Genomic DNA, 23,405 nt, shown 5'->3' with positions numbered 1-23,405 from the left:
GCCGCTGCCCGTGGCCGCCCCTCCCGGGCGCCCACGGGCCGACGGCCCCTTCCGGCCTGCCCGTTCACGCCCTCGCGCCCCGGCGGCCCGAAGCCACACGCTAGGCTGTCTTCGGCGCCGTCCAGCACGGCGCGGGGAGGTGTGCCCGAGCGGCCGAAGGGAACGGTCTTGAAAACCGTCGAGGCAGCGATGTCTCCGTGGGTTCAAATCCCACCGCCTCCGCAGGGTGGATGAAGGCCCAGCTCATCGAGGGGCGTCCCGGATTCGGGGCGCCCCTTTGTGCTGGCCGGGGGCGGGGTGGCCGGGGTTCCCGGGGAGTGGAGCGGGCGGGCGGTGAGGTGGTTTTGGATACCTGACAGAAGGTGTCTGGTTTGCGCGTGAGGCTGGGGGTTTCAGCGTTGCGTGAGGAGGACGGGTGGACGGGGTCGGTGCGGGTGTCGGTGGCGACATCGAGGTGGTCGGAGGCCGGGAGAACAATCTGCGCGAGGTGCGGGTGCGGATTCCGCGGGGCCGGCTGACGGTGGTGACGGGGGTGTCGGGTTCGGGGAAGTCGTCGCTGGTGTTCGGCACCGTGGCGGTCGAGTCGCAGCGCCAACTGGCCGAGGTCTTCCCCTCGTTCGTCCGCAATCGGCTGCCGCGGTACGAGCGGCCGGCGTTCGACCGGCTGGAGAATCTGACGCCGGCGATCGTCGTCGACCAGAAGCCGGTCGGTGGCGGGGCGCGTTCGACGGTGGGGACGATGACGGATGTGCATCCGGTGCTGCGGGTGCTGTTCTCGCGGTGCGGCCGGCCGAGTGCGGGCTCGTCGAACCTGTACTCGTTCAACGATCCGCAGGGCATGTGTCCGCACTGTCAGGGGCTCGGCCGGACGGTGGAGCTGGACCTGGGCAGGCTGCTGGACGAGTCGAAGTCGCTCAACGAGGGGGCGATCCGGCATCCGGCGTTCGCCGTGGGCACCAACTACTGGAAGCGGTACGCCCAGATCCGCCGGTACGAGGGCAAGGAGAGCCTCGGCCGGGGGCCGCTGGTGTTCGACCCGGACAAGCCGCTGGGCGACTTCTCGGCCGAGGAGCGGGAACTGCTGCTGTACGGCGGCGGGTTCAGGACGCAGCGTCCGCAGGGCGACGACGCGGGGAACATCGCGTTCAACGACTACGAGGGGGTCGTGCCGCGCTTCACGCGGCGGTTCATCGCGCCCGGCCTGGAGTCGCTGGGCGAGCGGGACCGCAGGCACGCCGAGGCGGTCGTCCACGAGGTGGTGTGCCCGGAGTGCGAGGGCGCGCGGCTCAACGCACGTGCCCGCGCGTCCCTGATCGAGGGGCGCTCCCTCGCCGGGCTGTGCGCGCTGGAGGTGCGGGAGCTGACCGGGGTGCTGGAGCGCTCGCGGGTGGCCCGGGACCCGGTGGGCGGACCGGCGGTGGATGCCGTGCTGGCGGTGCTGCGCCGGATCGAGCAGGTGGGGCTGGGCTATCTCACGCTGGAGCGGCCGACGCGGACGCTGTCGGGCGGCGAGGGGCAGCGGCTGAAGACGGTGCGCCATCTGGGCAGCAGCCTGACGGGGATGACGTACGTCTTCGACGAGCCGAGCGTGGGCCTGCACGCGCGGGACGTGGACCGGATGAACACGCTGCTGCTCGCCCTGCGGGACAAGGGCAACACGGTGCTGGTCGTCGAGCACGACCGGGAGGTGATCGCGCGGGCCGACCATGTGATCGACATGGGGCCGGGCGCCGGTGCGGGCGGGGGCCGGGTGGTCTTCGAGGGCACGGTGGAGAAGCTCGCGGAGAGCGGCACCGTCACCGGGCGGCACTTCCGGGAGCCGCGGGGGCTGAAGCCGGCGGGGCGGCTGCGGTCGCCGGATGGTGTGCTCCCGGTGCGGGGCGCGGCGCTGCACAACCTCAAGGGCGTGGACGTGGACTTCCCCACGGGGGTGCTGACGGCCGTCACCGGGGTCGCGGGTTCGGGGAAGTCGTCGCTGGTCACCGGTGTGCTGGTGGAGCAGTGCGCGGAGGCCGTGGTGCTCGATCAGTCGGCGGCCGGGATCTCGGCGCGGTCGACGCCGGCCACGTACACCGAGATCTGGGATCCGGTACGGCGGGCGTACGCACGCGAACACGGGGTCGATCCGGGGCTGTTCAGCTTCAACTCGAAGGGCGCCTGCCCGGGCTGTCAGGGCCGCGGCACGGTGACGATGGACATGGCGTTCATGGATCCGGTGACCACGGTGTGCGAGCTGTGCGCGGGGCGGCGCTACCGGGAGGAGGTGCTCGGATACCGGCTGGCAGGGCGGAACGTCGCCGAGCTGCTGGAGATGACCGTCGAGGAGGCGCTTGCACACTTCACCGATCCGGTGGTGCTGCACCGGCTGGCGCCGTTGCGGGAGGTCGGGCTCGGATATCTGACGCTGGGGCGGCCGCTGTCGATGCTGTCGGGCGGTGAGCGGCAGCGGGTGAAGCTCGCACACCGGCTGCACCGCACCGGGGTCGTGTACGTGTTCGACGAGCCGTCGTCCGGGCTGCACATGGCCGATGTCGGCGCTCTGCTGGGGCTGTTGGACCGGCTGGTGGACGCGGGGAACACGGTGATCGTCGTCGAGCACGATCTGGACATCGTCAAGCACGCCGACCATGTGATCGACATCGGCCCGGACGCCGGCGCGCACGGCGGCGAGGTGGTGTTCTCCGGCACGCCGCACACGATGGTGCGCTCCGCCCGCACACACACGGCCGACCATCTGCGGCGCGCCCTGCCCGCCGGCGGCCGGTGAGCCCAGCGCGTCCCGGGGAACCCGGGGGCGGTGGCCCGGCCGGCGGCCCGGGCGGGCCAGGGTGACGGCTGGTCACGCCGGTCACGCCGGTCACGCCGGTGACAGGGCGTACGGAAGCGGAAGGCGGAGCGCGATGACGGACGGGAACGGGGCCAGAGGCAGCGACGGGGGCGCGGGTGCGGGCGGTGAGGTGCCGGTGGACGCGGGCCCGGCGGCGCGGGAGCTGGCGCGGGTCGCGGAGCGGGTGGAGGACGCGGCGCTCGGGCGGGCGACGCCGTGTGCGCGGTACGACGTACGGGATCTGCTGCGGCATGTGCTGGACGGGGCGGCGGCCTTCCGGGACGCCGCGGGCAAGCAGCACACGGCGTACACGGACGCTCCGCCCGAGGTGAGCACCCCGCTTCCGGACGACTGGCGGGCCCGCTTGCCGCGGCGGCTGGACGAGCTGGCAGCGGCCCTGCGGGAGCCGGCGGCCTGGCGGGGGGAGACCCGGGTCGCCGGGATCGGGATGCCTGCCGGGGAGGCGGCGCTGACCGGCCTGGACGAGATCGTCGTGCACGGCTGGGACCTCGCGCGGGCCACCGGTCAGCCGTACACGGGGGACGAGCGGGCGCTGCGCGCGCTGCTTCCGATGCTGGAGCGGACCGCCGACCCGGCCGGGGTGCCCGGGCTCTTCGGGCCGGCCGTCTCCGTGCCCCGGGGCGCGCCGCTGCTGGACCGCGTCCTCGCGCTCACCGGTCGCGACCCGGGGTGGTGCGCGGCCTGAAACGCCTGAAACGGGGTGGCCGGGGCCGGGGTCCGGGCTTCCGGAGGGCCGTGCTCCGGGGTGGTGGGGGCGCCCGGCACGGCGTGCGGCCGTGCGGATGCGCGGGGTGGTCGACCGGTGTCCGGCGAGGGGCCGTCGCGCGTCCGGGGCCGGGGCAGGCCCCTGTCCGAAGTACAGCTGTGCGGTGGCCGGTTCGGCGTGGGGCGGTGGCTGAGCGGGTGTCGCGGGTGCGTTCCGGGAGCTGTTCCGCCGGGCAGCGACGGCCCCTTCGCGTACGCGTGGGCGCGCCGGGGGCGCTCCCCGGGGCGGTCGTCCCCACGCGGTGCGCCGGGTCGTCGGGCGGCTGTCCGGGAAGCGGAGCAAGCGGTTTCCCCGCACCGGCTGTGATGCCTTCCCCCACGTCAGGGAAGGGGTCGGCGCCCCGGGGGCGTGCGGCGGTGCCGCGGGTGCACGGGAGCGAAGAGGGTTTATCGACACGTCGTCATACGTGCGAGGGAAAGCCGCCGCGGTCCGGGGTTCACCACCGGCACGTTGGGCAACTCTGGTCCCGCGACGTCGCAAGCGACACCAGGCAGCGGGCCAACTGCCGTCCACGACAGCGCACTTCTCGGTGCAGCGCCGCGCCCGCGGCGCACTCACGCTTTCCGGAGGAATGAAACATGGCACGCACCCGCACGGTCGTCCGTCTCGTCTCGGCCGCCGCCGCCGTCCCGCTCGCCGTCACGGTGCTGTCGGGCGTGGCACAGGCCGACAACGGTTCCTTCGCGGACGAGGGGGCGAACTCCAACGCCGCCGACAACGTCCAGGTGCAGAACGCGGAGGGTGCCGGCAACAGCACCAACAACGCCAACAACGCCACCGTCTCCGGCCACGGCGCGGTCGTCGACCAGGACAACGAGACGACGAACAACACCTACACCGTCGTCTTCAACAACCTGTGGTGACGGTGTGACGGCATGACGGGGGCGACCGCCCCCGCGGCCGGAATCTCATGGGGATGGGCTGAAGCCGCGCGTCCACGGGCCTTCCGTGGGCGCGCGGTTCCGTTTCCGCGCGCCGGCCTCCGCCTCCGGCCGGCCCGACTACTTGACGGCCCGTCAGAAACTGACGCACAGTCAGTTGATCGGGCCGAGGGGAGGAGACGGGCGTGGGGGAACCGGCTGCCGGACGGGACGCGGACGTGGACGACCCGCTGTACGAGCGCCTGGCGTCCTACGAGGGGCAGCCGGCCGCCACGGCCGTGCGGGGCCGCGATCCGGTCAACGCGCCGATGATCCGGCACTGGTGCGAGGCGCTCGGGCATCCGCTGCCGGCCGACGGCTCGGCGCCGCCGACGATGCTCCAGGTGTGGACGATGGCGGGGCTGACGGAGCCGTCCCGGCAGACGGACGACGACGCCCCGGGCGGCCGGTCCGCGGCCTACGAGGGGCTGCTGGGCGCCCTCGACGAGGCCGGCTGCACCTCGGTCGTCGCGACCAACTGCGAACAGGAGTACGTGCGGACGCTGACCCCGGGCGAGGAGATCGTCTTCGACTCGGTGATCGAGTCCGTCTCGCCGCGCAAGCGGACCGGGCTGGGCACCGGCTACTTCGTCACGACGCGGATGGACGTCCGGGCCGGTGGCACGCTCGTCGGCACCCACCGCTTCCGCATCCTCAAGTACCGCCCGGCCGAGCCGCGTTCCACCGGGGAGCCGCCCGCGGGACGGGCGCGGAAGGGGAACCGGCGACCGCGCCCCGTGATCAACCGCGACAACGCCGGCTTCTGGGCGGGCGTCGAGCGTGAACAGCTGCTGTTCCAGCGCTGCACGGCCTGCGGGACAGCGCGTTTTCCCTGGCTGCCCGGCTGCAACGGGTGCGGCGCGAGGGAGTGGACGGCCGAGGAGGCGTCGGGGCGCGGCACCGTCCACTCGTTCGTGGTCATGCACCATCCGCCGTTCCCCGCGTTCGATCCGCCGTACGCCGTGGCCCTCGTCGAACTGGAGGAGGGCGTGCGGATCGTGGCCCAGCTGGCGGGGATCTCCTACCGCCGGGTGCGGATCGGCATGCCCGTCCGGGTCGACTTCGCACGGCTGGAGGGGGAGGACGAGGGCCTCGTGCTGCCCGTCTTCCGGCCCGCCGGCCCGGTCGGCGACGAGGAACCGGTGTGCGTCGGGGACGCGCTGCCGCCGCTCGACGTGCCGGTGACCCGGACGCTGATCGTCGCCGGGGCGCTCGCCTCGCGGGACTTCCAGGACGTGCACCACGACGCCGAGGCGGCGCGGGAGCGGGGCTCCCCGGACATCTTCATGAACATCCTGACCACCAACGGGCTGGTCGGCCGCTATGTCTCCGAGTGGGCCGGCCCCGCCGCGCGGCTGCGCCGGGTCGCCATCCGCCTCGGCGTGCCCAACCGCCCCGGCGACACGATGACGCTCACCGGCCGCGTCACCGCCGTACGCCCCGCTCCGGCCGCGGAGGAGCACGGGCCCGGGCGGACGGTGGAGCTGTCGATCCGGGGAGCGAACGCGGCCGGGGACCATGTGACCGGCACCGTCCTCGTGGAACTGCCGGGCCGTGACGGGAAGGGAGCGCGGGGATGAGCCTGCGGGGTGCGGACACGCTCGGGGGCCGGGCCGCCGTCGCCGGGATCGGGGCGACGGAGTTCTCCAAGGACTCCGGCCGCAGCGAACTCGCGCTCGCCGTCGAGGCGGTGGGGGCCGCGCTCGACGACGCCGGACTGGCGCCGGACGATGTGGACGGCATGGTGACCTTCACGATGGACACCAGTCCGGAGATCACCGTGGCCCAGGCGGCCGGGATCGGGGAGCTGTCCTTCTTCTCGCGGGTGCACTACGGCGGAGGCGCCGCGTGCGCCACCGTGCAGCAGGCCGCCCTGGCCGTCGCCGCCGGAATCGCCGAGACGGTGGTGTGCTACCGCGCCTTCAACGAGCGCTCCGGGCGCCGCTTCGGCTCCGGTGTGCAGCAGCGCGAACCCTCCGCTGAGGGGGCGGCGCTCGGCTGGGTGCTGCCGTCCGGTCTGCTCACCCCCGCCTCCTGGGTGGCCATGGCGGCACAGCGCTATCTGCACACCTACGGGCTGGAGCCGGAGGTCTTCGGGCACGTGGCCGTGGTCGACCGCAAGTACGCGGCGACCAATCCGGCCGCCCACTTCCACGGCAGGCCCATCACGCTGGCCGACCACGCGGCCTCCCGCTGGATCGTCGAGCCGCTGCGGCTGCTCGACTGCTGTCAGGAGACGGACGGGGGCCAGGCGATCGTCGTCACCTCCGTCGAGCGGGCGCGCGGGCTGCGGCACCCGCCCGCGGTGATCGCCGCGGCGGCCCAGGGGGCGGGGCGTGCGCAGGAACAGATGACCGGCTTCTACCGGGACGACATCACGGGGCTGCCGGAGTCCGGCGTCGTCGCACGCCAGCTGTGGCGCAGCAGCGGGCTGACACCGGCCGGGATCGACGTGGCGATCCTCTACGACCACTTCACCCCGTTCGTGCTCACACAGCTGGAGGAGTTCGGCTTCTGCGGGCGCGGGGAGGGTGCCGGGTTCGTCGCGGAGGAACGGATTCCGCTGAACACCCACGGGGGACAGCTGGGCGAGGCGTATCTGCACGGGATGAACGGCATCGCCGAGGGGGTGCGGCAGATCCGGGGCAGCGCGGTCAACCAGGTCGAGGGCGCCGGCCATGTCCTGGTCACCGCGGGCACGGGCGTCCCGACGTCCGGCCTGATCCTGGCGCAGGACGCTTAGCCGGGGCCGGGGCCGGGGCGGCGGTCTCCGGGCGGTGGCCCGGGGCTCGGCTGCCCGGGCACACAGGCACGCACAGGTACGGGCGGATCTCGCGGCGTGCGGGGCAGATGGCTGAAATCCGGGGAGATCCGGGGGAACCCGAAGTGGCGGCGGGCGTGCCTGAGCGGTTCCGCGCGGCCGGTCTCCTTCACTCGGCCCCATGCGGAAGAAAAATCACATCATCGGTCGGATGTCCGTTCTGGCCGCCGCCGTGGTGACCTTGTTCACCGCGTTCACCGCGTTCACCGCGTTCACCGCGTCCACCGCTGCCACCGCCGTGCCCGCCACCGCGGGTGCCGCGGTCCCACCACCGGATCCGGCCACGAGCCACCCTCCCGCACCTTCCGGCGAGGGCGGCGGCCCGCCGCCGTCCACCCGGCCGACCGCTGCCACGCCCTCCGAACCGTCCGCTTCCCCCCGAACGCCCGACACGGCCGGAAGCCCTGCTTCCCCCGGGGCCTCCGCGCCGTCCGGGGCGTCCGAGCCGTCGGCACCCGCGTCGTCCCCGGCGGAGCCGTCCTCCCCTGAGCCGTCCTCGGGCGAGCCGTCCTCGCCGGGCGCCTCCGGCGGCGCACCCCGCTCGCCGGGCTCCCCCGAGGCGCCGGACGCGCCGTCCGAGGATCGGGGCCCGCTGCCCGACCCGGCGGCGCCGGACGCGCCCGACGACCCGGCGGCCCCCGGCGCCCCGGGCGTCCCCGGCGGTGAGGCGTCCCTGGTACGGGGCGACCCGCGGGACTTCGGCGCCGAGATCTTCGACGGGCGCGCCTTCGACACCTGTCAGGCGCCCCCGGCGGAGACCATGCGGACCTGGAAGCGGGACTCGCCCTTCGGCGCCGTCGGGGTGTACATCGGGGGCCGGGGCAGGGCCTGTCCGCAGCAGCGGAACCTCACCCCGGAGTGGGTGGACGCCGTGCACCGCATGGGCTGGAAACTGCTCCCGCTGTACGTGAGTTCGCAGTCCCCCTGTGTGTCGGCCCCGCACAAGCGCAAGATGCGGATGAGCACCGAGGAGCCGTACGAGCAGGGCCGCCGCGAGGGCATGGACGCCGTGCGGCAGGCACAGCGGCTCGGTATGGCCCGGCGCAGCGCGGTCTACCTCGACATGGAGGGCTACGACCGGCACAACACCGAGTGCGCCGAGACCACCCTGCGCTTCGTCCAGGGGTGGAACAACGCGGTCCGCTCACAGGGCTATCTCGCGGGCTACTACAGCAGTGCCGACTCCGGCATCGCCCATCTGGAGACGGCGCGTGCGGCCGGGGCCCGCGGGCTGCCGTCCGTGATGTGGTTCGCGCGGTGGCGGGTGCCGCAGTCGGTGACGGCCGAGCGCCGGCTGCACGCCCGCGCGTGGCAGCCGCACCGCCGGATCCACCAGCACTCCGGCAATGTGCAGCGGACGTACGGCGGGCGGACGCTGCACATCGACGAGAACCTCGTGGACGCCCCCGTCGCCGTCGTCGGATGACCCCGCTCCGCCCGGCCCCCCCCGGGGGGTACGACGGCGGGCTCCCCGTACCGGGGGACGACGGCCGGGGGACGAGCCGTAGGGGGCCGGGGACAGGCGTACAGGCGTACGGGGCCGGGGGACACGGGCGTACGGAGGCGCCCCGGGAGGCGTCCCGTACGCCCGTCCCTGACCCGGTCGCGGGGCGGCCTCCACCTTCAGGAGGTGTAGGCGGCCCCACCCCTACACCCTGAGGCGGACGCGGCTTCGGGACCTCCGGTCGATCCGAGGGGGCCCCGGCGACTTCTAGCGTTGAGCCATGACCACGCCTGGGACAGTTCGGCACACCCGGACCACCGCTGCGACGCACGCGGGGGTCGCCCCTGCCGTGCAGCCAGGCACGGGGGGATCACCGCTGACCTTCACTTCGTATGTCAGGGCACGCGGCCCCGTGCTGCTGCGCACCGCCCGCTCGCTGACCGCCAACCCGAGCGACGCCGAGGACCTGCTCCAGACGGCGCTCGCCAAGACGTACCTCGCCTGGGAACGGATCCAGGACCACCGGGCGCTCGACGGCTATGTGCGCCGCGCGCTCGTCAACACCCGCACCTCGCAGTGGCGCAGGCGCAAGGTGGACGAGTTCGCCTGCGACGAGCTGCCCGAGCCCGATCCGCTGCCCTCGCCGGATCCGGCGGAGCAGCAGGCCGTCCGGGACGCCATGTGGCGCGCGGTGGGCAAGCTGCCCGCGCGGCAGCGCGCCATGGTCGTCCTGAGGTACTACGAGGACCTCAGCGAGATGCAGACCGCCGAGGTGCTCGGCGTCTCGGTCGGCACCGTCAAGAGCGCGGTCTCCCGCGCCCTGGCGAAGCTGCGGGAGGACGCACAGCTCGCCTCGGACGTCCTGGGCGCGTCGTCGCCGGGGGCCGCCGCCTCGGCAGCCGTCTCCCCGGAGGCCGCGTCCCCGGGCCGGAGCGCGGGCGCGCCGGAGGCACCGGGCGCGTCCGAGGGCGCGGCGGCGCCCGCAGGCCGGATCGTCGGCTCCTGCGGCGCCCTCGCGTACGAGGGGAGAGCCGGCCGCCGCGCGTACCGGGACGGTGCGCGGGTGCGCCCCGCGCAGGAGTCCGGCGAGCCCGGCACCGCGCTCGGGGAGTACGGCGAGGAGGAGCCGCTGGCCGCCTGACCGGCGGCGCGGCGGCCCGGTGCGCCCGGCGCCCGTGTCGCGCCCGGGTGGCCCGGAGTGCGCTCCGCACTCGTGACATACCGCTGGGTCGGTGGCAGGCTTCCGCGGAAGCCCGCGCATTACCGGTGCGTAATGCGCTCTCACTCCGCGCAATCCACGCCTCGGGAGGCCCCGGTGCTGAGCACGATGCAGGACGTACCGCTGACCATCTCGCGTATCCTCCAGCACGGTTCGACGATCCACGGCGATTCCCGGATCACCACCTGGACCGGAGGCGAACCGCACCGTACGACCTTCCGCGCCACCGGGCAGCGTGCCGCGCAGCTCGCGCACGCGCTCCACGACGGGCTCGGCATACGGCGCGACGACCGGGTCGCGACGCTCATGTGGAACAACAGCCGCCATGTGGAGGCGTACTTCGCCGTCCCCGGCATGGGCGCCGTCCTGCACACGCTCAACCTGCGGCTGCCCGCCGAGCAGTTGACCTGGATCATCAACCACGCCGCCGACCGCGTCGTCCTCGTCGACCACACCCTGCTGCCGCTCCTGGCCCCGCTGCTGCCGCGCCTGGAGACCGTCGAACACCTCGTCGTCGTGGGCGACGACCCGGGCGACGCGCTGCCCGCCGACTGCCGCCCCCGGGTGCACGACTACGAGGAACTCCTGGCCGGCCGCCCCACCACCTACGACTGGCCGGAGCTGGACGAGCGCACCGCGGCGGCCATGTGCTACACCTCCGGGACGACCGGCGAGCCCAAGGGCGTGGTCTACTCGCACCGTTCGGTCTATCTGCACTCGATGCAGGTGAACATGGCCGAATCCATGGGCCTGACCGATAAGGACACCACGCTCCCGGTCGTCCCCATGTTCCATGTGAACGCCTGGGGTCTGCCGCACGCCGTCTTCATGACCGGTATCAATCTGCTGCTGCCGGACAGGTTCCTGCAACCCGGCCCGCTCGCCGAGATGATCGAACGGGAGCGGCCCACGCACGCCGCCGCCGTCCCCACCATCTGGCAGGGGCTGCTGACCGAACTCGACGCCAGGCCGCGCGACATCTCCTGCCTGGCCACCGTCACCATCGGCGGTTCGGCCTGCCCGCCCGCCCTGATGGAGGCGTTCGAACAGCGGCACGGGGTCCTCGTGCGCCAGGCGTGGGGCATGACGGAGACCTCGCCGCTGGGCAGCGTCGCCCACCCGCCCGCCGGGCTCACCGCCGAACAGGAGTGGCCGTACCGGGTGACGCAGGGCCGCTTCCCCGCGGGCGTCGAGGCGCGGCTCGCCGCACCGGGCGGCGGTTTCGCCCCCTGGGACGGGCGCTCACCCGGCGAGCTGGAGGTGCGCGGCCCCTGGATCGCCGCCGCCTACTTCGGCGGCGCCGACGCCGAACCGCTCCGCCCCGAGGACAAGTTCAGCCCCGACGGCTGGCTGCGCACCGGCGACGTCGGTGTGATCAGCCCCGACGGATACCTCACGCTGACCGACCGGGCCAAGGACGTCATCAAGTCCGGCGGGGAGTGGATCTCCTCCGTCGAGCTGGAGAACGTACTGATGGCACACGAGTCCGTCGCGGAAGCCGCCGTCATCGCGGTACCGGACGACAAGTGGGGCGAACGCCCGCTGGCCGCCGTCGCGTTCCGGGACGGGCCCGTACCGTACGGGGCGCTGTGCGCCTTCCTCGGCGAGAACGTGGCGCGCTGGCAGCTGCCGGAGCGCTGGGCCACGGTGGAGAGCCTGCCGAAGACCAGCGTCGGCAAGTTCGACAAGAAGGTGCTCCGCGCCCGGTACGCGGCCGGCGAGCTGGACGTCACCGAACTGACCCACTCCGCCTGAACGCCTGCCACCCGAGGCCACCGGCCCGCCCCACCCCACGGTCCTGAGTACGGGGGCCGCTGCGCGGTGCGGTGCGCAGCCCAACCGCCGCACACCGACGGCCGGTTCGCCGCTCGCCGTTTCTCGCTCGCTGCTCGCCGCATGCCCCGGCCGGGCCCCGTCCCTCCCGGTCGGGGCGGCCCCGACGAGGGCGTGGGGGCAGGGCCCCCTCATCCGATCCGGCGAGGCGCGTGAGCGGTCAGTTGGCGCCGATCTTCGTCAGCAGGTCGACGATCCGGGACTGCACCTCCGCGCTGGTCGAACGCTCGGCCAGGAACAGCACCCGCTCCCCGGAGGCGAGGCCCGGCAGCTCGGCCTCGTCCAGACCGGCAGAGGTGTAGACGACGAACGGCGTCCGGTTCAACAGGCCGTTCACCCGCAGCCAGTCGATGATCCCCGCCCGTCGGCGCCGCACCTGCATCAGATCCATGACGACGAGGTTCGGCCGTACCTGCGCGGCCACGTTCACCGCCTCGGAGTCGGTGGGCGCGTGCGCCACCTGCATGCCCCGGCGCTCCAGCGTCGTCGCGAAGGCGCGCGCGATGGCCTCGTGCTCCTCGACGAGCAGCACCCGGGGCGGATGCTGCTCGCTGTCCCGCGGCGCCAACGCCTTGAGCAGCACGGCCGGATCGGCGCCGTAGGCCGCCTCGCGCGTCGCCTGCCCGAGACCGGCCGTCACGAGGACGGGAACCTCGGCGGCCACCGCGGCCGTCCGCAGCGACTGCAACGCCGTCCTGGTGATCGGCCCGGTGAGCGGGTCGACGAAGAGCGCGGCCGGGTACGCCGCGATCTGCGCGTCCACCTCCTCGCGCGAGTGCACCAGGACGGGCCGGTAGCCGCGTTCGGAGAGCGCCTGCTGTGTGGAGACGTCCGGCTCCGGCCACACCAGCAGCCGGCGCGGGTTGTCCAGCGGCTCGGGCGGCAGCTCGTCGTCCACCGCCTGCGGCGGCAGCCGGAGCCCGCGGCCGTCGGCGATCTCCACCGGGCTGTCCGGCCCGTCCAGCGGCTCCGGGCCCTCCGAGTCCCCGCCGGACGTCGCCGCGGCGGCACCGACGGCGAACTCCTGCGGCCCGCTCTCGTACTGCCCCGCCCCGTACGCCCCGGTGGACTGCTGCGGCTGCGGAGCCGGCTGCGGCATCGGCATCGGCCCGGGCAGCGGGCCCGGACCGGACTGCTGTCCCGGCTCGGACGGCTGTGCGCTCTCCGTCCGGCCCGCCGTCTGCGGGCTCTCCTGCTCCGGCTTCTCCTGCGGCGTGGCCAGCTTGCGCCGACGGCCCGAACCGGGCGGCGGCCCGGGCGTCGACGGAGTGGACGGTATGGCCGAAACGGTCGAGGGCGTCGAGGCCGCCGTTCCCGGCCCCGACGACGCCGCTGCCGGCGATGCCGGGCCGGCAGGTGTCTGCTGCCCGGACCACTGGTGCCCCGCCTGCTCGGGCATCCGTTCGGTGAACGGCACGCCCTGGCCCAAGGTCCGCACCCGCGGGCCCTGTTCGAGCCCCCGGCGCTCCGGCAGCCCCGCCCGCTCCTGCTGAGGGGACGAGGCGTAACCGGCCTGCCCGGTCTGTTCGGTGTGCCCGGTCTGCCCGGCCTGCTTCGCCGACTCTGCCGCGGGGCTCCCCGACTGCTGCGGCACCTGTTCGGGCAGCGGTCCGCCGCCCAGGATCGGGCTGGCCGCCACGACGGAGCGCTCCGCCGGCTGCGCCTGCGCCGCCTGGGCCGTCTGCTCGTCCTGCGCACCGGACGGCCCGGACTCCCCGGGCGCACCCGTGACCGGCTGAAGCCCCGCCCCGGGCACGCCCGCCCCGGGCTGAACTCCTGCTCCGGGGGCGCCACCAGGAGCGTGCGGGGCCGCACCGTGCGCCTCCCGATCACCGGGCGCTTCCCCCGGTACGCCCGGGTCCTGCGCTGCGGCCGGACCGGCCGCCCCGGCGGCTCCGCCACCGGCTCCCGGCGCTTCCGCGTCGTCCCCGGCCACCGGCGGCAGCGCGAACGGCGCATGCTGCGGGCCGCGTTGGGCAGCGGCCTCCGCCTCGGCGCGGGCCCGCGCGGCCGCGATGCGCCGAGCCCTGCGGCCACCGCCCGCGGCGGCCGGCAGCTCGCCCCCGGGCGCACCGGCTCCCCCGGCCCCGCCCGGCCCCGCCTCCTCGGGCGTCACCGTGCCGACGGGACCCGCCTCCCCGGGAGCGGCCCCGGCCCCCGAGCCCGCGGGAGCCTCCGGGGCGTGCGGCGCCGTGCCGTGCGCGCCCTCGCCTTCCACGGGAGCGATCTCGACGGCTCCGCCAGGGCCCGGGCTCTGCCGGCCACCGGCCGTGCCGTACCGCCCATGGCCCTCGGCAGCGGGGAGGGCGTGCACCGCACGGTGCTCCGCCGCCCCCAGCGGGACCTCACCGGACGCGTCCCGCGCCGGATCCCACGAGGCGTCCTGCGCGGCGGGCAGCTCCGCGGCCGCGCCCTGCGGCCCGGAGCCGTGCCCGCCCGCCGTGTCGTCCGCGCCGCCGTGCACCCGGGCACCGGACGCCGGATCGGCCAGCGCGCGCCGGGCGCGCCGCCCGGACCCCTGCGCCGGTACCGGCACGGGCGCGCTGCCGCCGGGCGGCAGCGCCGGAGCCCCGGATTCCGCGCCGGACGCCTGCTCGGGCTGCTCCTCGGCCGGGTTCGGCCGCGCCCGGCGCCGTCGGCCCGTGGGCGGGGGCACCACCTCGCCGGCCGGCGCCCCCTGCTCACCACCGGGCACCGCATGCGGCCCCAGCTCCGGACCCTGCCCTTGCGTCTGCCCCTGCGCCTGCTCCGGTCCCTGAACCTGCGCCGGTCCCCGAGCCTGCGCCGGTCCCTGGGCGTGTTCCTGCCCGTGCAACGGCCCGGGCGCCTGTCCGGGGGCCGATCCCTGCCCGTGGGGCGCCACCTGCGTCTGGCCGTGCGTCTGTCCGTGCGCTTGACCGTGTGCCTGCCCGTGCAGTTGCCCGTGCGCGGCACCGCTCCCGGCACCGTCCCCGGGCCCGTGCACCGGCCCTTCGCCGGACCCGGCCCCGTGCACCGGCTCCTCACCGAGCCCCGCCCCGGACGCGGAGGCGGACCCGGCCCCCATGCCCTGCCCGGCCTCAGCACCGGCCCCGGCACCGGCCCCGGCCGACCCCGCGCCCTCGCCCGTCGGCCCACCGGGCCCGCCGGGGCCCCCGGGCCCGAACGTGTCGTGCACCGGACGGCCCTGCACCGGAACCGGAACCCCGCCCGCCGACGGCTCCCCCTGCTGCTCCAGGCTCCGCCGCGGATCCGGCACGGCCGGGATGGGCGGTACCGCCGGCACCGCCGGGCCCATCGGCACCGCTGCCCCGGCCGTACCGCTCTCCGGGTGCCCCGGACCACCGGCGGACCCGGCCGCCGGGCCACCGTCCATCCCGGCGCCGCCGCTCATCCCGGCGCCACCGTTCCCACCGGTCAGGCCGGTCCTGTCCGTCAGCCCGGCCCCGTCGGCCAGGCCCTCGCCGCCGTCGTCCGGCCGGGCGAGCGCCGCCCCGGGGGCACCCGCGACCCCGGGAACCTGCTCACCCGTCCCGGGAGCAACAGCCGTCCCACCGGCGGGCGTTCCGTGCGGCGGCATCCCCGGCCCCGGTACGGCATTCCCCGGCCCCGCGTCCGGCCGCCCGGCGCCCGCCTCCGGGCCCATCGCGGCCACGCCGCCCGTCCCGTCGGCCCCGTCGACACCGCCGACCCCGGCGCCGCCGGGCCCGCCGGTGGTCCCGGTGGAATCGCCCTGATCACCGGGACCGCCGGGTGAGACCCCGGCGCCGGTGCCGCGCGCGGGCGCGGACGGCACGGGCATCACCGTCGTCTCCCCGGTGGCCCCGCCGACGGCCGTCGCCGGGCCGCCCTCACCGCTCTCCCCGCCGTCGCCGCGCGCCGCGACCCGTGCGTGGCTGCCGCCGCGCGTGCGGCCCGAGCCGTCGCCGTGCTCCCCCCGCGCACGGCGGGCACCGCGCGCCGCCTCACCCGTGGCGGTGACGGGAACCTCCAGGACGTACGCGCTGCCCGCCGACCCCGGCACCTCGTGGGTCTGGAGGACACCGCCGTGCCGGGTGACGACCCCGCGCACCAGCGGTTCGTGGACGGCGCTGCCGCCGCCGTAGGGCCCGCGCACCTCGATCCGTACGACCCCGTCGGCCCCGCCGCGCTGCGCCGCGGCGACCACGATCGTCGGGTCCACCCCGGCAGGCGGCGCCGCGGGGGCCGAGCCGGTCGCGTCCACCCCGGCGACATCCGCGATCAGATGGGCGAGCGCCACGGCCAGCCGCTCCGGGTCGACCTCCGCCTCCGTCGACGGAGCGTGCACGGCGAACTGGGCCCGGCCCGGCCCGATCAGCTCGATAGCGCTTTCGACACCGGCGTTCACCACGGCGTCCACCGGTACCGGTTCCGGCCGCAGCCGCTCCAGCCCCGCGTCCAGCCGCTGATAGCCGAGGACGTTGTCGACGAGCGTCGTCATCCGCGAGTAGCCGGCCGCCAGATGGTGCAGCACCTGGTTCGCCTCCGGCCACAGCTGCCCCGCCGGATCGGACGCCAGCCCGGCCAGCTCGCTGCGCAACTGCTCCAACGGCCCGCGCAGCGCGTCCTGGAGCAGGGCCCGCAGCTGCTCGTGCCGTGCGCGCAGCGCGTCGTACGGCCGCCGGTCGGTGAACGCCAGCACCGCTCCGACCAGTTGCTCGCCGTCCCGCACCGGCGCCGTCGTCATGTCGACGGGCACGGCCCGCCCGTCCTTCGCCCACAGCACCTGACCGGCGCGTACCCGGTGCTTGCGGCCGGAGCGCAACGTGTCGGCGAGCGGCGTCTCCTCGTACGGGAGGGGGCTGCCGTCCGGCCGTGCGTGGTGCAGCAACGGATGCAGCCGGCGCCCGCCCAGATCCCCCGCGCGGTAGCCGAGGATCTGTGCCGCCGCCGGATTGACGAGGACGATCCGCCCCTCGGCGTCCACCCCGACGACCCCCTCGGAGGCCGCCCGCAGGATCATCTCCGTCTGCCGCTGCTGGCGGGCCAGTTCGGCCTCGGTGTCCAGCGTGCCGGTCAGATCACGGACGACGAGCATCAACAGCTCGTCCCCGGTGAACCCGTTGCCCGCGCCGTGATCGGCGTACGCGGCCTCGAAAGCGGAGGCGTACGGGGTGCGCCCGTCCTCCAGGTTGGTGCTGGTCACCTCGACCGGGAACTCGGTGCCGTCCGTCCGCCGCGCAACCATGCGGGTCGGCTTCTGGCGGCCCTGCGCCTGCGCTGCCTCATCGGGACGCCGCATCGACCCGGGGATCCGCTTCGAGTCGAACTCGGGCAGCAGGTCGAGCAGTCCACGGCCCACCAGTGCTGTCCCGGGTGTCTCGAATGCCTCCAGCGCGATGGTGTTCGCATTGACGACCGTGCCGTTGCAGTTCACCAGGAGCAGTGCGTCGGGCAGGGCGTCGAGTATGGCGGCGAGGCGAGCAGCGCCTCGGGATGGCCTGCTGCTCACGGCGAGTGTTCCCTCCTGCTGACCTCACGGTGCTCGTGACATCCGCCCGTTTCTTCCGCGTTGGTCCGTCAGGTCACGACTGCCGGTCTGTCGTCCACCCCGGGCGTGTCACAGGGGGGAGTCTACGGGGAGCGACAGCACACGCGGCGCCGGATGCGGGGAGGGACGGTGGAGGCCGGTGGGGTCCCGGAGGGGGCACCGGGAGCACGGAACAGGCGCACAGCCCCCTCCAGGCGCCCACCCGAACGACCCCCGCACGACCCCGGAACAACCCCCGTCCGACCTCCGAACCCGCCCGTCACCCGCCCTCCTTGAGCGCCCCGCACACCCGGCCGCGGCCAACCACCGGCCGACGACCCACTCGACGTCAGCGCACCCGCCGTGGGCGCACCCGCCGTGAGCACGCTCGCCGTCAGCGCACCCGCGGCAGCGCCGGAACGAGCGCCTGCCAGCGGTCGATCTCGCACCCGTTGTGCCGGCTGAACTCGGCGTCCACCGCCCGTCCATGCCAGAAACCGGTCACCCGCGCGGTCGCCGGCCCACCGTCGACCATCGTGCACATCGCCCCCGACGGCACCGCGCGGAACGGCTCCTTGCCCTCCGCCTCCGCCCGGTCCAGCGCCCCGCACGCCCGCAGCGGCGCCGGATGGCCACCACGCGCCGGACGACAGCGCAGCTCGTACGTCCCGTCGTACGCCGGATCCCCGCTGTCCCGGACGGTGAACCTCAGCACATCACCCGTACCGGCGACCGTGCCCGGACCCCCACTCGGCGCCGCCCCCGCCGGCCCCGCCCCGGCGAGCACACCCGTGGCCGCGAGCAAGGCCGCGGAGACGAGCCCGGTCGCCGCCCGGCGCGCGGGGGAACACGACGACAGCAGTCGCACGACGGACGGCGACGACGCCGGTGACGACTCCGGCGAAGGCGTCGGGGACGGGTGTGGAGACGAGTGCGACGGCGAGTGCGACGAGGGCGCTGACAGATCGGTGCGACGTGGCACGGGAACTCCCATGTGTTCCGGGGCGAACGGGGCGCGGGCCGCGCCCCTCCCAGCCCCAACGCCCCACCCACGCCCTCGTTGCGCCCCCTTCACGCCACTCCGCTGAGTGACACCGAGTGACGGAGACGGCCTCCGTAACGCTTTGCCCTGGGCTCCCGCGACGAGTACCGTGGGGGCCGATTGGTGACAGCCCCGGTGGCTGTGCCATCATCGGCACCACACTTACCGCCCCTCCGGGGACGGATGTGTGCTGGAGGCTTCGCCTAGTCTGGTCTATGGCGCCGCACTGCTAATGCGGTTTGGGGTGATCCCCCATCCCGGGTTCAAATCCCGGAGCCTCCGCTTCAGATCGTCAAGGTCTCCGAAGCCCCGGCCCAGCGCCGGGGCTTCTTCGTTTTCCCGGGGCACTCCGACCCCTCTCGGTATCCACCGAACTACAGCGAGTTCCCACCCCGCCGACACCCCCACCGCATCCGCCCCGCCGGCTCCCCCGGGCTGTCCCGCCCTACACCTTCCTCAGAGGAGTTTCCGCAGGTCAGAGGCGGTCCGTCGATCGGATTTCGCCTCCGGTCGCAGGTCATGTAATGTTGTTCCCGCAACGCCGACCGGCAAGAAAAACCGCCGGGAAGCCAAGCGCTCGTAGCTTAACGGATAGAGCATCTGACTACGGATCAGAAGGTTGCAGGTTCGAATCCTGCCGAGCGCGCAGCAGCTCAGAGGGCCCCGGGTCACCCCGGGGCCCTCTTGCGTTGGGCCGTACGGCAGTGGAGCACAGCAACGACCTCTTACGGCCTCCTACGCGGCTGCTCCACCCGTAGCGCTTCCGAGAGCTGCCGGGGGGCGGGCGGTCCCGGGCCCGGCCTCATCGGCGCTTCGGCAGACGTCCATGGTCATCGTGGCCTGTGAGCCTCCGCAGGATGTGCTGGGCCACCCCCGGGTGGGCCTTGGGCACGACGAGGAGCACGCCGGCGGTGCGCCGGGCGTCCCGCGACGGGATCACGCGGAGAACCGGCCTGCCGGAACCAATGGTTCGGGTACAGCTCGTACGCGTCGAGGTCGATCGCGTCCTGCCTGCGCCGCCTCGACGCTTCACCGGGCGGAGCCGAGGCACAGCGCAAGGATTGGTGCGTCTCACCGGAGGCCGGCCTGTGCCGCTCTCCGATCACAGCTGATCGCTGACGGTTTCGGCTCGATGTGCCGGTGGTCATCGCTCTGGTCATACGTGGAGAAGATCTCTGACGAGCCAAGCGAGCACCGTCCGGGTCCGGCGATCATTTTTCGGGTGGAGCGATGGCTGTTTTGACGCCTTGTTCGCCTCAGTCATTCGCTGGCATCGTCTGTATCCAACAGGGGGAGTTGGCAGGAGGACGCGTGTACGAGGGGGAGGGCCTGACATCGGTTGGTGCGGGCCGCTACGAGCTGATCCAAACTGTCGGCCGTGGTGGTATGGCTACTGTTCACGAGGCCGTCGACAGTGCGTTAGGACGCAAGGTCGCGGTGAAGGTGATGCACCGCGCAGCCGCGAGCGAGGAATTCAGGGCCAGGTTCCAGCAAGAGGCTCGGGCGGTGGGAGGGCTCAACACCCCCACAGTTGTCGCGGTTCACGACATAGGAGAGGAGCCGGTCCCCGACGGCGACTCCGTCCCCTACATGGTGATGGAATTCGTCGAAGGCCGTCCCCTGAGCCAGTTCGTCTCCGCCGGCCCGATGCCCGTCGATGAAGCCCTGCGGATCACCGCGGACGTGTTGGATGGTCTGGCTGCGAGCCACAAAGCTGGACTGATTCACCGGGACATCAAACCGGCCAATGTCATGATGACCATGGACGGCGACGTGAAAGTTCTGGACTTCGGAATTGCCAGGGCCATAGCGGCGGATGCCTCACCGATCACCCGGACGGGAACGGTGGTCGGCACAGCCCACTACATGTCGCCTGAGCAGGCCCAAGGAAAGGAACTCGATCACAGGAGTGATCTCTACCCGACGGGTGTTCTCCTTTTCGAGCTTCTGTCGGGTAGACGGCCCTTTCATGCGGAGTCAGAGGCCGCTTTGTTGTATCACCATGTCCACTCGGCGCCCCCTTTGCTGTCGAGCCTGGGCGTCACGGTACCCGAAGCGGTTCAGAGACTGATCTCCAGATCCCTGGACAAGGAGCCGGACAAGAGGCCGTCCAGCGCCGGGCAGATGCGGTCCATGATTCTCGCCGCCATGCAGATGCCCGTCTCGCGCCGGACGTCGGTCGCGCAACCGACGCCGATCCCCGAACGACCGGCTTACGACCCCATCCAGCCGCCACCGGTTCCTCCCGAAAATCATGCGCCCAGGTCCGCCGGGAGCTGGTGGGGAAACCCGTGGGTCGGCATCACTGTTGCGGCCTTCGGGTACATCGCGGGACTAATCAGCTTCCGCTTTGTCGTCAGTCTTTCGATCGACGCCAGAGCTATCGGTATCTTGTTGTTCTACGGACTGATGTACATGTCCGTGCTTTACGGTCTGTTCGTGGGTATACGTAACACCCGTGCGGCTGCTCCGCAGACGTCGCGCCGTTCGTTGGGCGTACTGTGCATTTTATCAATCTTCTTTGGGGTTTCTATCACCTCGGGACTTGGCTACTGGGATTCCGGATTCTGTATTTCTGACAGAGCTCCGGACCGGTGGTGACGGACCGTCGGGGGCGCCACGGGCAGGGTGTCGACTGGCGAGACCGTGGTCGAGGTCGTGGCGGGGCCCGTTGCGGTACGCGGGCAGTTCCAACTGCTCACTCTCCCGTTGGATGTGAACCAGACGCTTCCTCGCGCTCACGGCCGGAGCGGTCTTGCCGTCTTCCGGGCGGGCGTGGAGCCGGAAGGCGCCGGGTACGTCGCCGTGTGCCTTGAGGTCGGAGCGGCGGGCGTCGGCTGATCCGGCAGCATCGCGGAAGCCCTCTTCGGGGACGGAGGGGGCTTCTTCGTGTGCGCGGGCTGCGGCCGCTGTCGGTGCCGCGTGTTTGCCTGGGTTCATGGACGGGGCGCGGGTGAGTCTGGGGCCGGTGGGCGGAGTCGGGCGTGAGACGGGTGGTGAGGGTGGGCTCTTCTCCCTGTTGCGGCGGAGGCGCAGTACGCGGTGTTTCGCGGGGCGGGCGGTCGACCGGGAGCAGGTCGGGGGCCTGTTGTGGGCGGCGCAGGGGGAGACGGGTGAAGGGCATCGGGTGGGCCCGTCGGCGCACGGGCTGTATCCGTTGGGGGTGACGTTGATCGCCGGGGCTGTGGAGGGGCTCGACCCGGGGGCCTATCGGTACGAGGCGGGGGCGCACGAGCTGAGGCCCGTCGCGGAGGGAGATCTGCGGGAGCGGGTCGCGGGGACGACGCTCGTCGATCGGGAGTGGCTGAGGGAAGCGCCGGCGCTGCTGTTGTTGAGCGGTGACCTGGCGGCCGCCACCCGGCACTTCGCGGATCAGCCGCCGCGCGGACTGCGTGGTCAGCGGTATGTGTGGCTGGAGGCGGGGCACGCGAGTCAGAACGTGTATCTGCGGGCTGCGGAGGCCGGGTTGGGCGCTGTGCTGGTCGCCGGGTTCGACGACGAGCTGTTGCGGGGGGTGCGGCCGTCGCTTCTGCCGTACGGGCACGAGCCGTTGGGGCTGATGGCGGTGGGGTTTCCGGCGGAGTGAGTCGTGGGCGACCCGGCCTGTTGTCGGATGGGCCGTCGGCAGCGCGAGGTGGTCGATACGCGGGCGTCGACCGTCGGGCGTGTGGCATTGGGCGTCGGCCATCGGGCTCCGGGATTCGGGCGCAGGCTCCCAGTCGTCAGCTGTCAGGCATCACACCTCAGCCGCCGGTCCAGCAGCAGGCAGCAGGCAGCAGGCAGCAGGCAGCGGGAAGTTGGTGGGAGGGGCGTGTAGGAGACGGGGGTCGGTTGTGCGTTCTGGGGCTGACTCGTAGGTAGTGCGGGCGGGCTCGGTGGGGGTGGACACGGATTAGCATCGAGGGGGTAACGGTCCGCATGCGGCGGGCGGTTGCGGCCCACGTTCCGCCTCCCTCCGGTTCTGTGCGAGCCGGTTCCCGAAGGAGCGCATGCCATGAGCGACGGCAGTCGTACGAGCCGTGTGCGCAGGACCAGCGTCTGGCTGGAGGAGCCGCCGGGGCCCCGGCGGCGCGGGGGCAGGGCCGGTGGCAGGACGACCGGCCGGGAGGGGCAGGCGGAGGGGCTGGACCGGGAGAAGGTGACCGCGGCTGCCGTGCGGTTGCTGGACGCCGAGGGGTTGGCCGGGTTCTCCATGCGCAGGCTCGCCGCCGAGCTCGGGGTGACGGCGATGTCGGTGTACTGGTACGTGGACCGCAAGGACGATCTGCTCGAACTCGCGCTGGACGCCGTCGAGGGCGAGCTGGCGGTGCCGGAGCCCGCGGGCGAGGGGGCCGACTGGCGGGTGCAGTTGCGGCAGGTCGCCCATGAGCTGCGGGAGTTGCTGCGGCGGCATCCGTGGGTGACGGGGATGCTGGACGGGTTCTTGAACATCGGTCCGAGTGCGGTGGCGCACCGTCTCGCCGTGGGGGAGGTGCTGTTGAGCGCGGGGCTGGACCGTTCGCGGGCGGACGGGGCGCTGGCGGCGCTGTTCTCGTTCGTGTACGGGCACGCGGCCGTCGAGGCGGGGTGGCGCAGCCGGTGCCGGGCCGCGGGGGTCTCGGCGCAGGAGTGCTCGCGTGCGCTGCGTGCGCGCCTCGGTGCGCTGCCGGAGTATTCGGAGTACCCGGAGTACGGGGCGCGGGAGGAGGACGGCGGGGAGCGGGCCGTCCGGCTCGTGGAGCAACGGGACTTCGATGTGGCGCTCGACTGTGTGATCGCCGGGATCGAGGCGATGGCCGGGGCGGCCGGTTCCGCCGGTGGCGACGGTGCCGCTGCCGGGGGTGCGGGCGCGGAGGGCGCCGGACGTACCGGCGGGGGCCGGGGCGTCGACGCGGCCGGAGGCGCGACAGGCGCGACAGGCGCGACAGGCGGGACAGGCGGGCAGGGCCGTGACGGAGGGGAAGGCGTCGGGCGTGCCGAGGGTGGGGACGGGGCGGAGGGCGAGGGGCGAAACGGGCGCGGCGCGGCCCCTGGGGACCGCGCCGCGCCCGTGATTCCGCCCC

Annotated in this window: 12 protein-coding genes, 3 tRNA genes and 1 pseudogene; 14 read left to right on the top strand and 2 right to left on the bottom strand. The window is 73.8% G+C overall.

The features are described from left to right. Nucleotides 1-135: 135 nt before the first annotated feature. The 9 genes and pseudogenes from SCA03_RS15670 (at nt 136) to SCA03_RS15630 (ending at nt 11,773) form a co-directional block, all read left to right on the top strand. Nucleotides 136-222 (top strand) — tRNA-Ser (locus tag SCA03_RS15670). Between the two features lie 193 nt (nt 223-415). Continuing rightward, the gene (locus SCA03_RS15665; RefSeq protein ID WP_086817855.1) at nt 416-2,767 is read left to right on the top strand and encodes an excinuclease ABC subunit UvrA; all 2,352 of its coding nucleotides are present in this window, start codon (nt 416-418) and stop codon (nt 2,765-2,767) included. A gap of 133 nt (nt 2,768-2,900) precedes the next feature. After that, nucleotides 2,901-3,533, top strand: coding sequence for a TIGR03086 family metal-binding protein (locus tag SCA03_RS15660; protein WP_086817856.1), 633 nt, complete (start codon nt 2,901-2,903; stop codon nt 3,531-3,533). Nucleotides 3,534-4,192: 659 nt separating this feature from the next. Next, nucleotides 4,193-4,477, top strand: coding sequence for a hypothetical protein (locus SCA03_RS15655; RefSeq protein WP_030883205.1), 285 nt, complete (start codon nt 4,193-4,195; stop codon nt 4,475-4,477). Between the two features lie 203 nt (nt 4,478-4,680). Beyond that, nucleotides 4,681-6,114 (top strand): OB-fold domain-containing protein, encoded by a 1,434-nt coding sequence (locus SCA03_RS36210; protein ID WP_371863945.1) that lies wholly within the window; start codon nt 4,681-4,683, stop codon nt 6,112-6,114. Next, nucleotides 6,111-7,277, top strand: coding sequence for a lipid-transfer protein (locus SCA03_RS15645; RefSeq protein WP_030883200.1), 1,167 nt, complete (start codon nt 6,111-6,113; stop codon nt 7,275-7,277). Before SCA03_RS36210 ends, SCA03_RS15645 begins: the two co-directional genes overlap by 4 nt. 229 nt (nt 7,278-7,506) lie before the next feature. After that, complete coding sequence (locus SCA03_RS15640) at nt 7,507-8,781, top strand: DUF1906 domain-containing protein (protein ID WP_230988729.1); 1,275 nt, start codon at nt 7,507-7,509, stop codon at nt 8,779-8,781. A 298-nt stretch (nt 8,782-9,079) separates the two neighbouring features. Further along, nucleotides 9,080-9,649 (top strand): annotated as a pseudogene (locus SCA03_RS15635) (SigE family RNA polymerase sigma factor); the annotation flags it as partial. 465 nt (nt 9,650-10,114) lie between these two features. After that, complete coding sequence (locus SCA03_RS15630; RefSeq protein ID WP_086814306.1) at nt 10,115-11,773, top strand: long-chain fatty acid--CoA ligase; 1,659 nt, start codon at nt 10,115-10,117, stop codon at nt 11,771-11,773. Nucleotides 11,774-12,011: 238 nt separating this feature from the next. Here SCA03_RS15630 and SCA03_RS15625 read toward each other — a convergent pair whose 3' ends face one another. After that, entirely contained in the window at nt 12,012-17,303 is a 5,292-nt protein-coding gene (locus SCA03_RS15625) for a PAS domain-containing protein (protein WP_141275454.1), read from the bottom strand. Nucleotides 17,304-17,715: 412 nt separating this feature from the next. Continuing rightward, the gene (locus SCA03_RS36200) at nt 17,716-18,036 is read right to left on the bottom strand and encodes an SSI family serine proteinase inhibitor (protein WP_230988727.1); all 321 of its coding nucleotides are present in this window, start codon (nt 18,034-18,036) and stop codon (nt 17,716-17,718) included. 519 nt (nt 18,037-18,555) lie between these two features. Between SCA03_RS36200 and SCA03_RS15615 the strand changes: the two genes are divergently transcribed. From SCA03_RS15615 to SCA03_RS15595, 5 genes are all read left to right on the top strand, one after another. Next, nucleotides 18,556-18,645 (top strand) — tRNA-Ser (locus SCA03_RS15615). Between the two features lie 291 nt (nt 18,646-18,936). Further along, nucleotides 18,937-19,009 (top strand) — tRNA-Arg (locus SCA03_RS15610). A gap of 665 nt (nt 19,010-19,674) precedes the next feature. Next, nucleotides 19,675-20,964: a protein kinase domain-containing protein gene (locus SCA03_RS15605; protein ID WP_158102367.1), complete on the top strand. Its 1,290-nt coding sequence runs from the start codon at nt 19,675-19,677 to the stop codon at nt 20,962-20,964. A 337-nt stretch (nt 20,965-21,301) separates the two neighbouring features. Continuing rightward, complete coding sequence (locus SCA03_RS15600) at nt 21,302-21,949, top strand: SagB/ThcOx family dehydrogenase (protein WP_086818290.1); 648 nt, start codon at nt 21,302-21,304, stop codon at nt 21,947-21,949. 408 nt (nt 21,950-22,357) lie between these two features. Next, nucleotides 22,358-23,405, top strand: a 1,048-nt coding sequence (locus SCA03_RS15595) for a TetR/AcrR family transcriptional regulator (RefSeq protein ID WP_141275452.1), incomplete at its 3' end; no start/stop codon positions are given.

The organism is Streptomyces cacaoi, from assembly GCF_006539165.1.
GTDB classification, from domain to species: domain Bacteria; phylum Actinomycetota; class Actinomycetes; order Streptomycetales; family Streptomycetaceae; genus Streptomyces; species Streptomyces cacaoi.
This window is presented reverse-complemented; position numbering and strand designations above follow the sequence as displayed.

Coding starts and splice junctions, on each gene's coding strand:
- SCA03_RS15660 (WP_086817856.1), top strand. CDS start 2,901: ATGACGGACGGGAACGGGGCCAGAGGCAGCGACGGGGGCGCGGGTGCG.
- SCA03_RS15655 (WP_030883205.1), top strand. CDS start 4,193: ATGGCACGCACCCGCACGGTCGTCCGTCTCGTCTCGGCCGCCGCCGCC.
- SCA03_RS15645 (WP_030883200.1), top strand. CDS start 6,111: ATGAGCCTGCGGGGTGCGGACACGCTCGGGGGCCGGGCCGCCGTCGCC.
- SCA03_RS15640 (WP_230988729.1), top strand. CDS start 7,507: ATGTCCGTTCTGGCCGCCGCCGTGGTGACCTTGTTCACCGCGTTCACC.
- SCA03_RS15600 (WP_086818290.1), top strand. CDS start 21,302: ATGGACGGGGCGCGGGTGAGTCTGGGGCCGGTGGGCGGAGTCGGGCGT.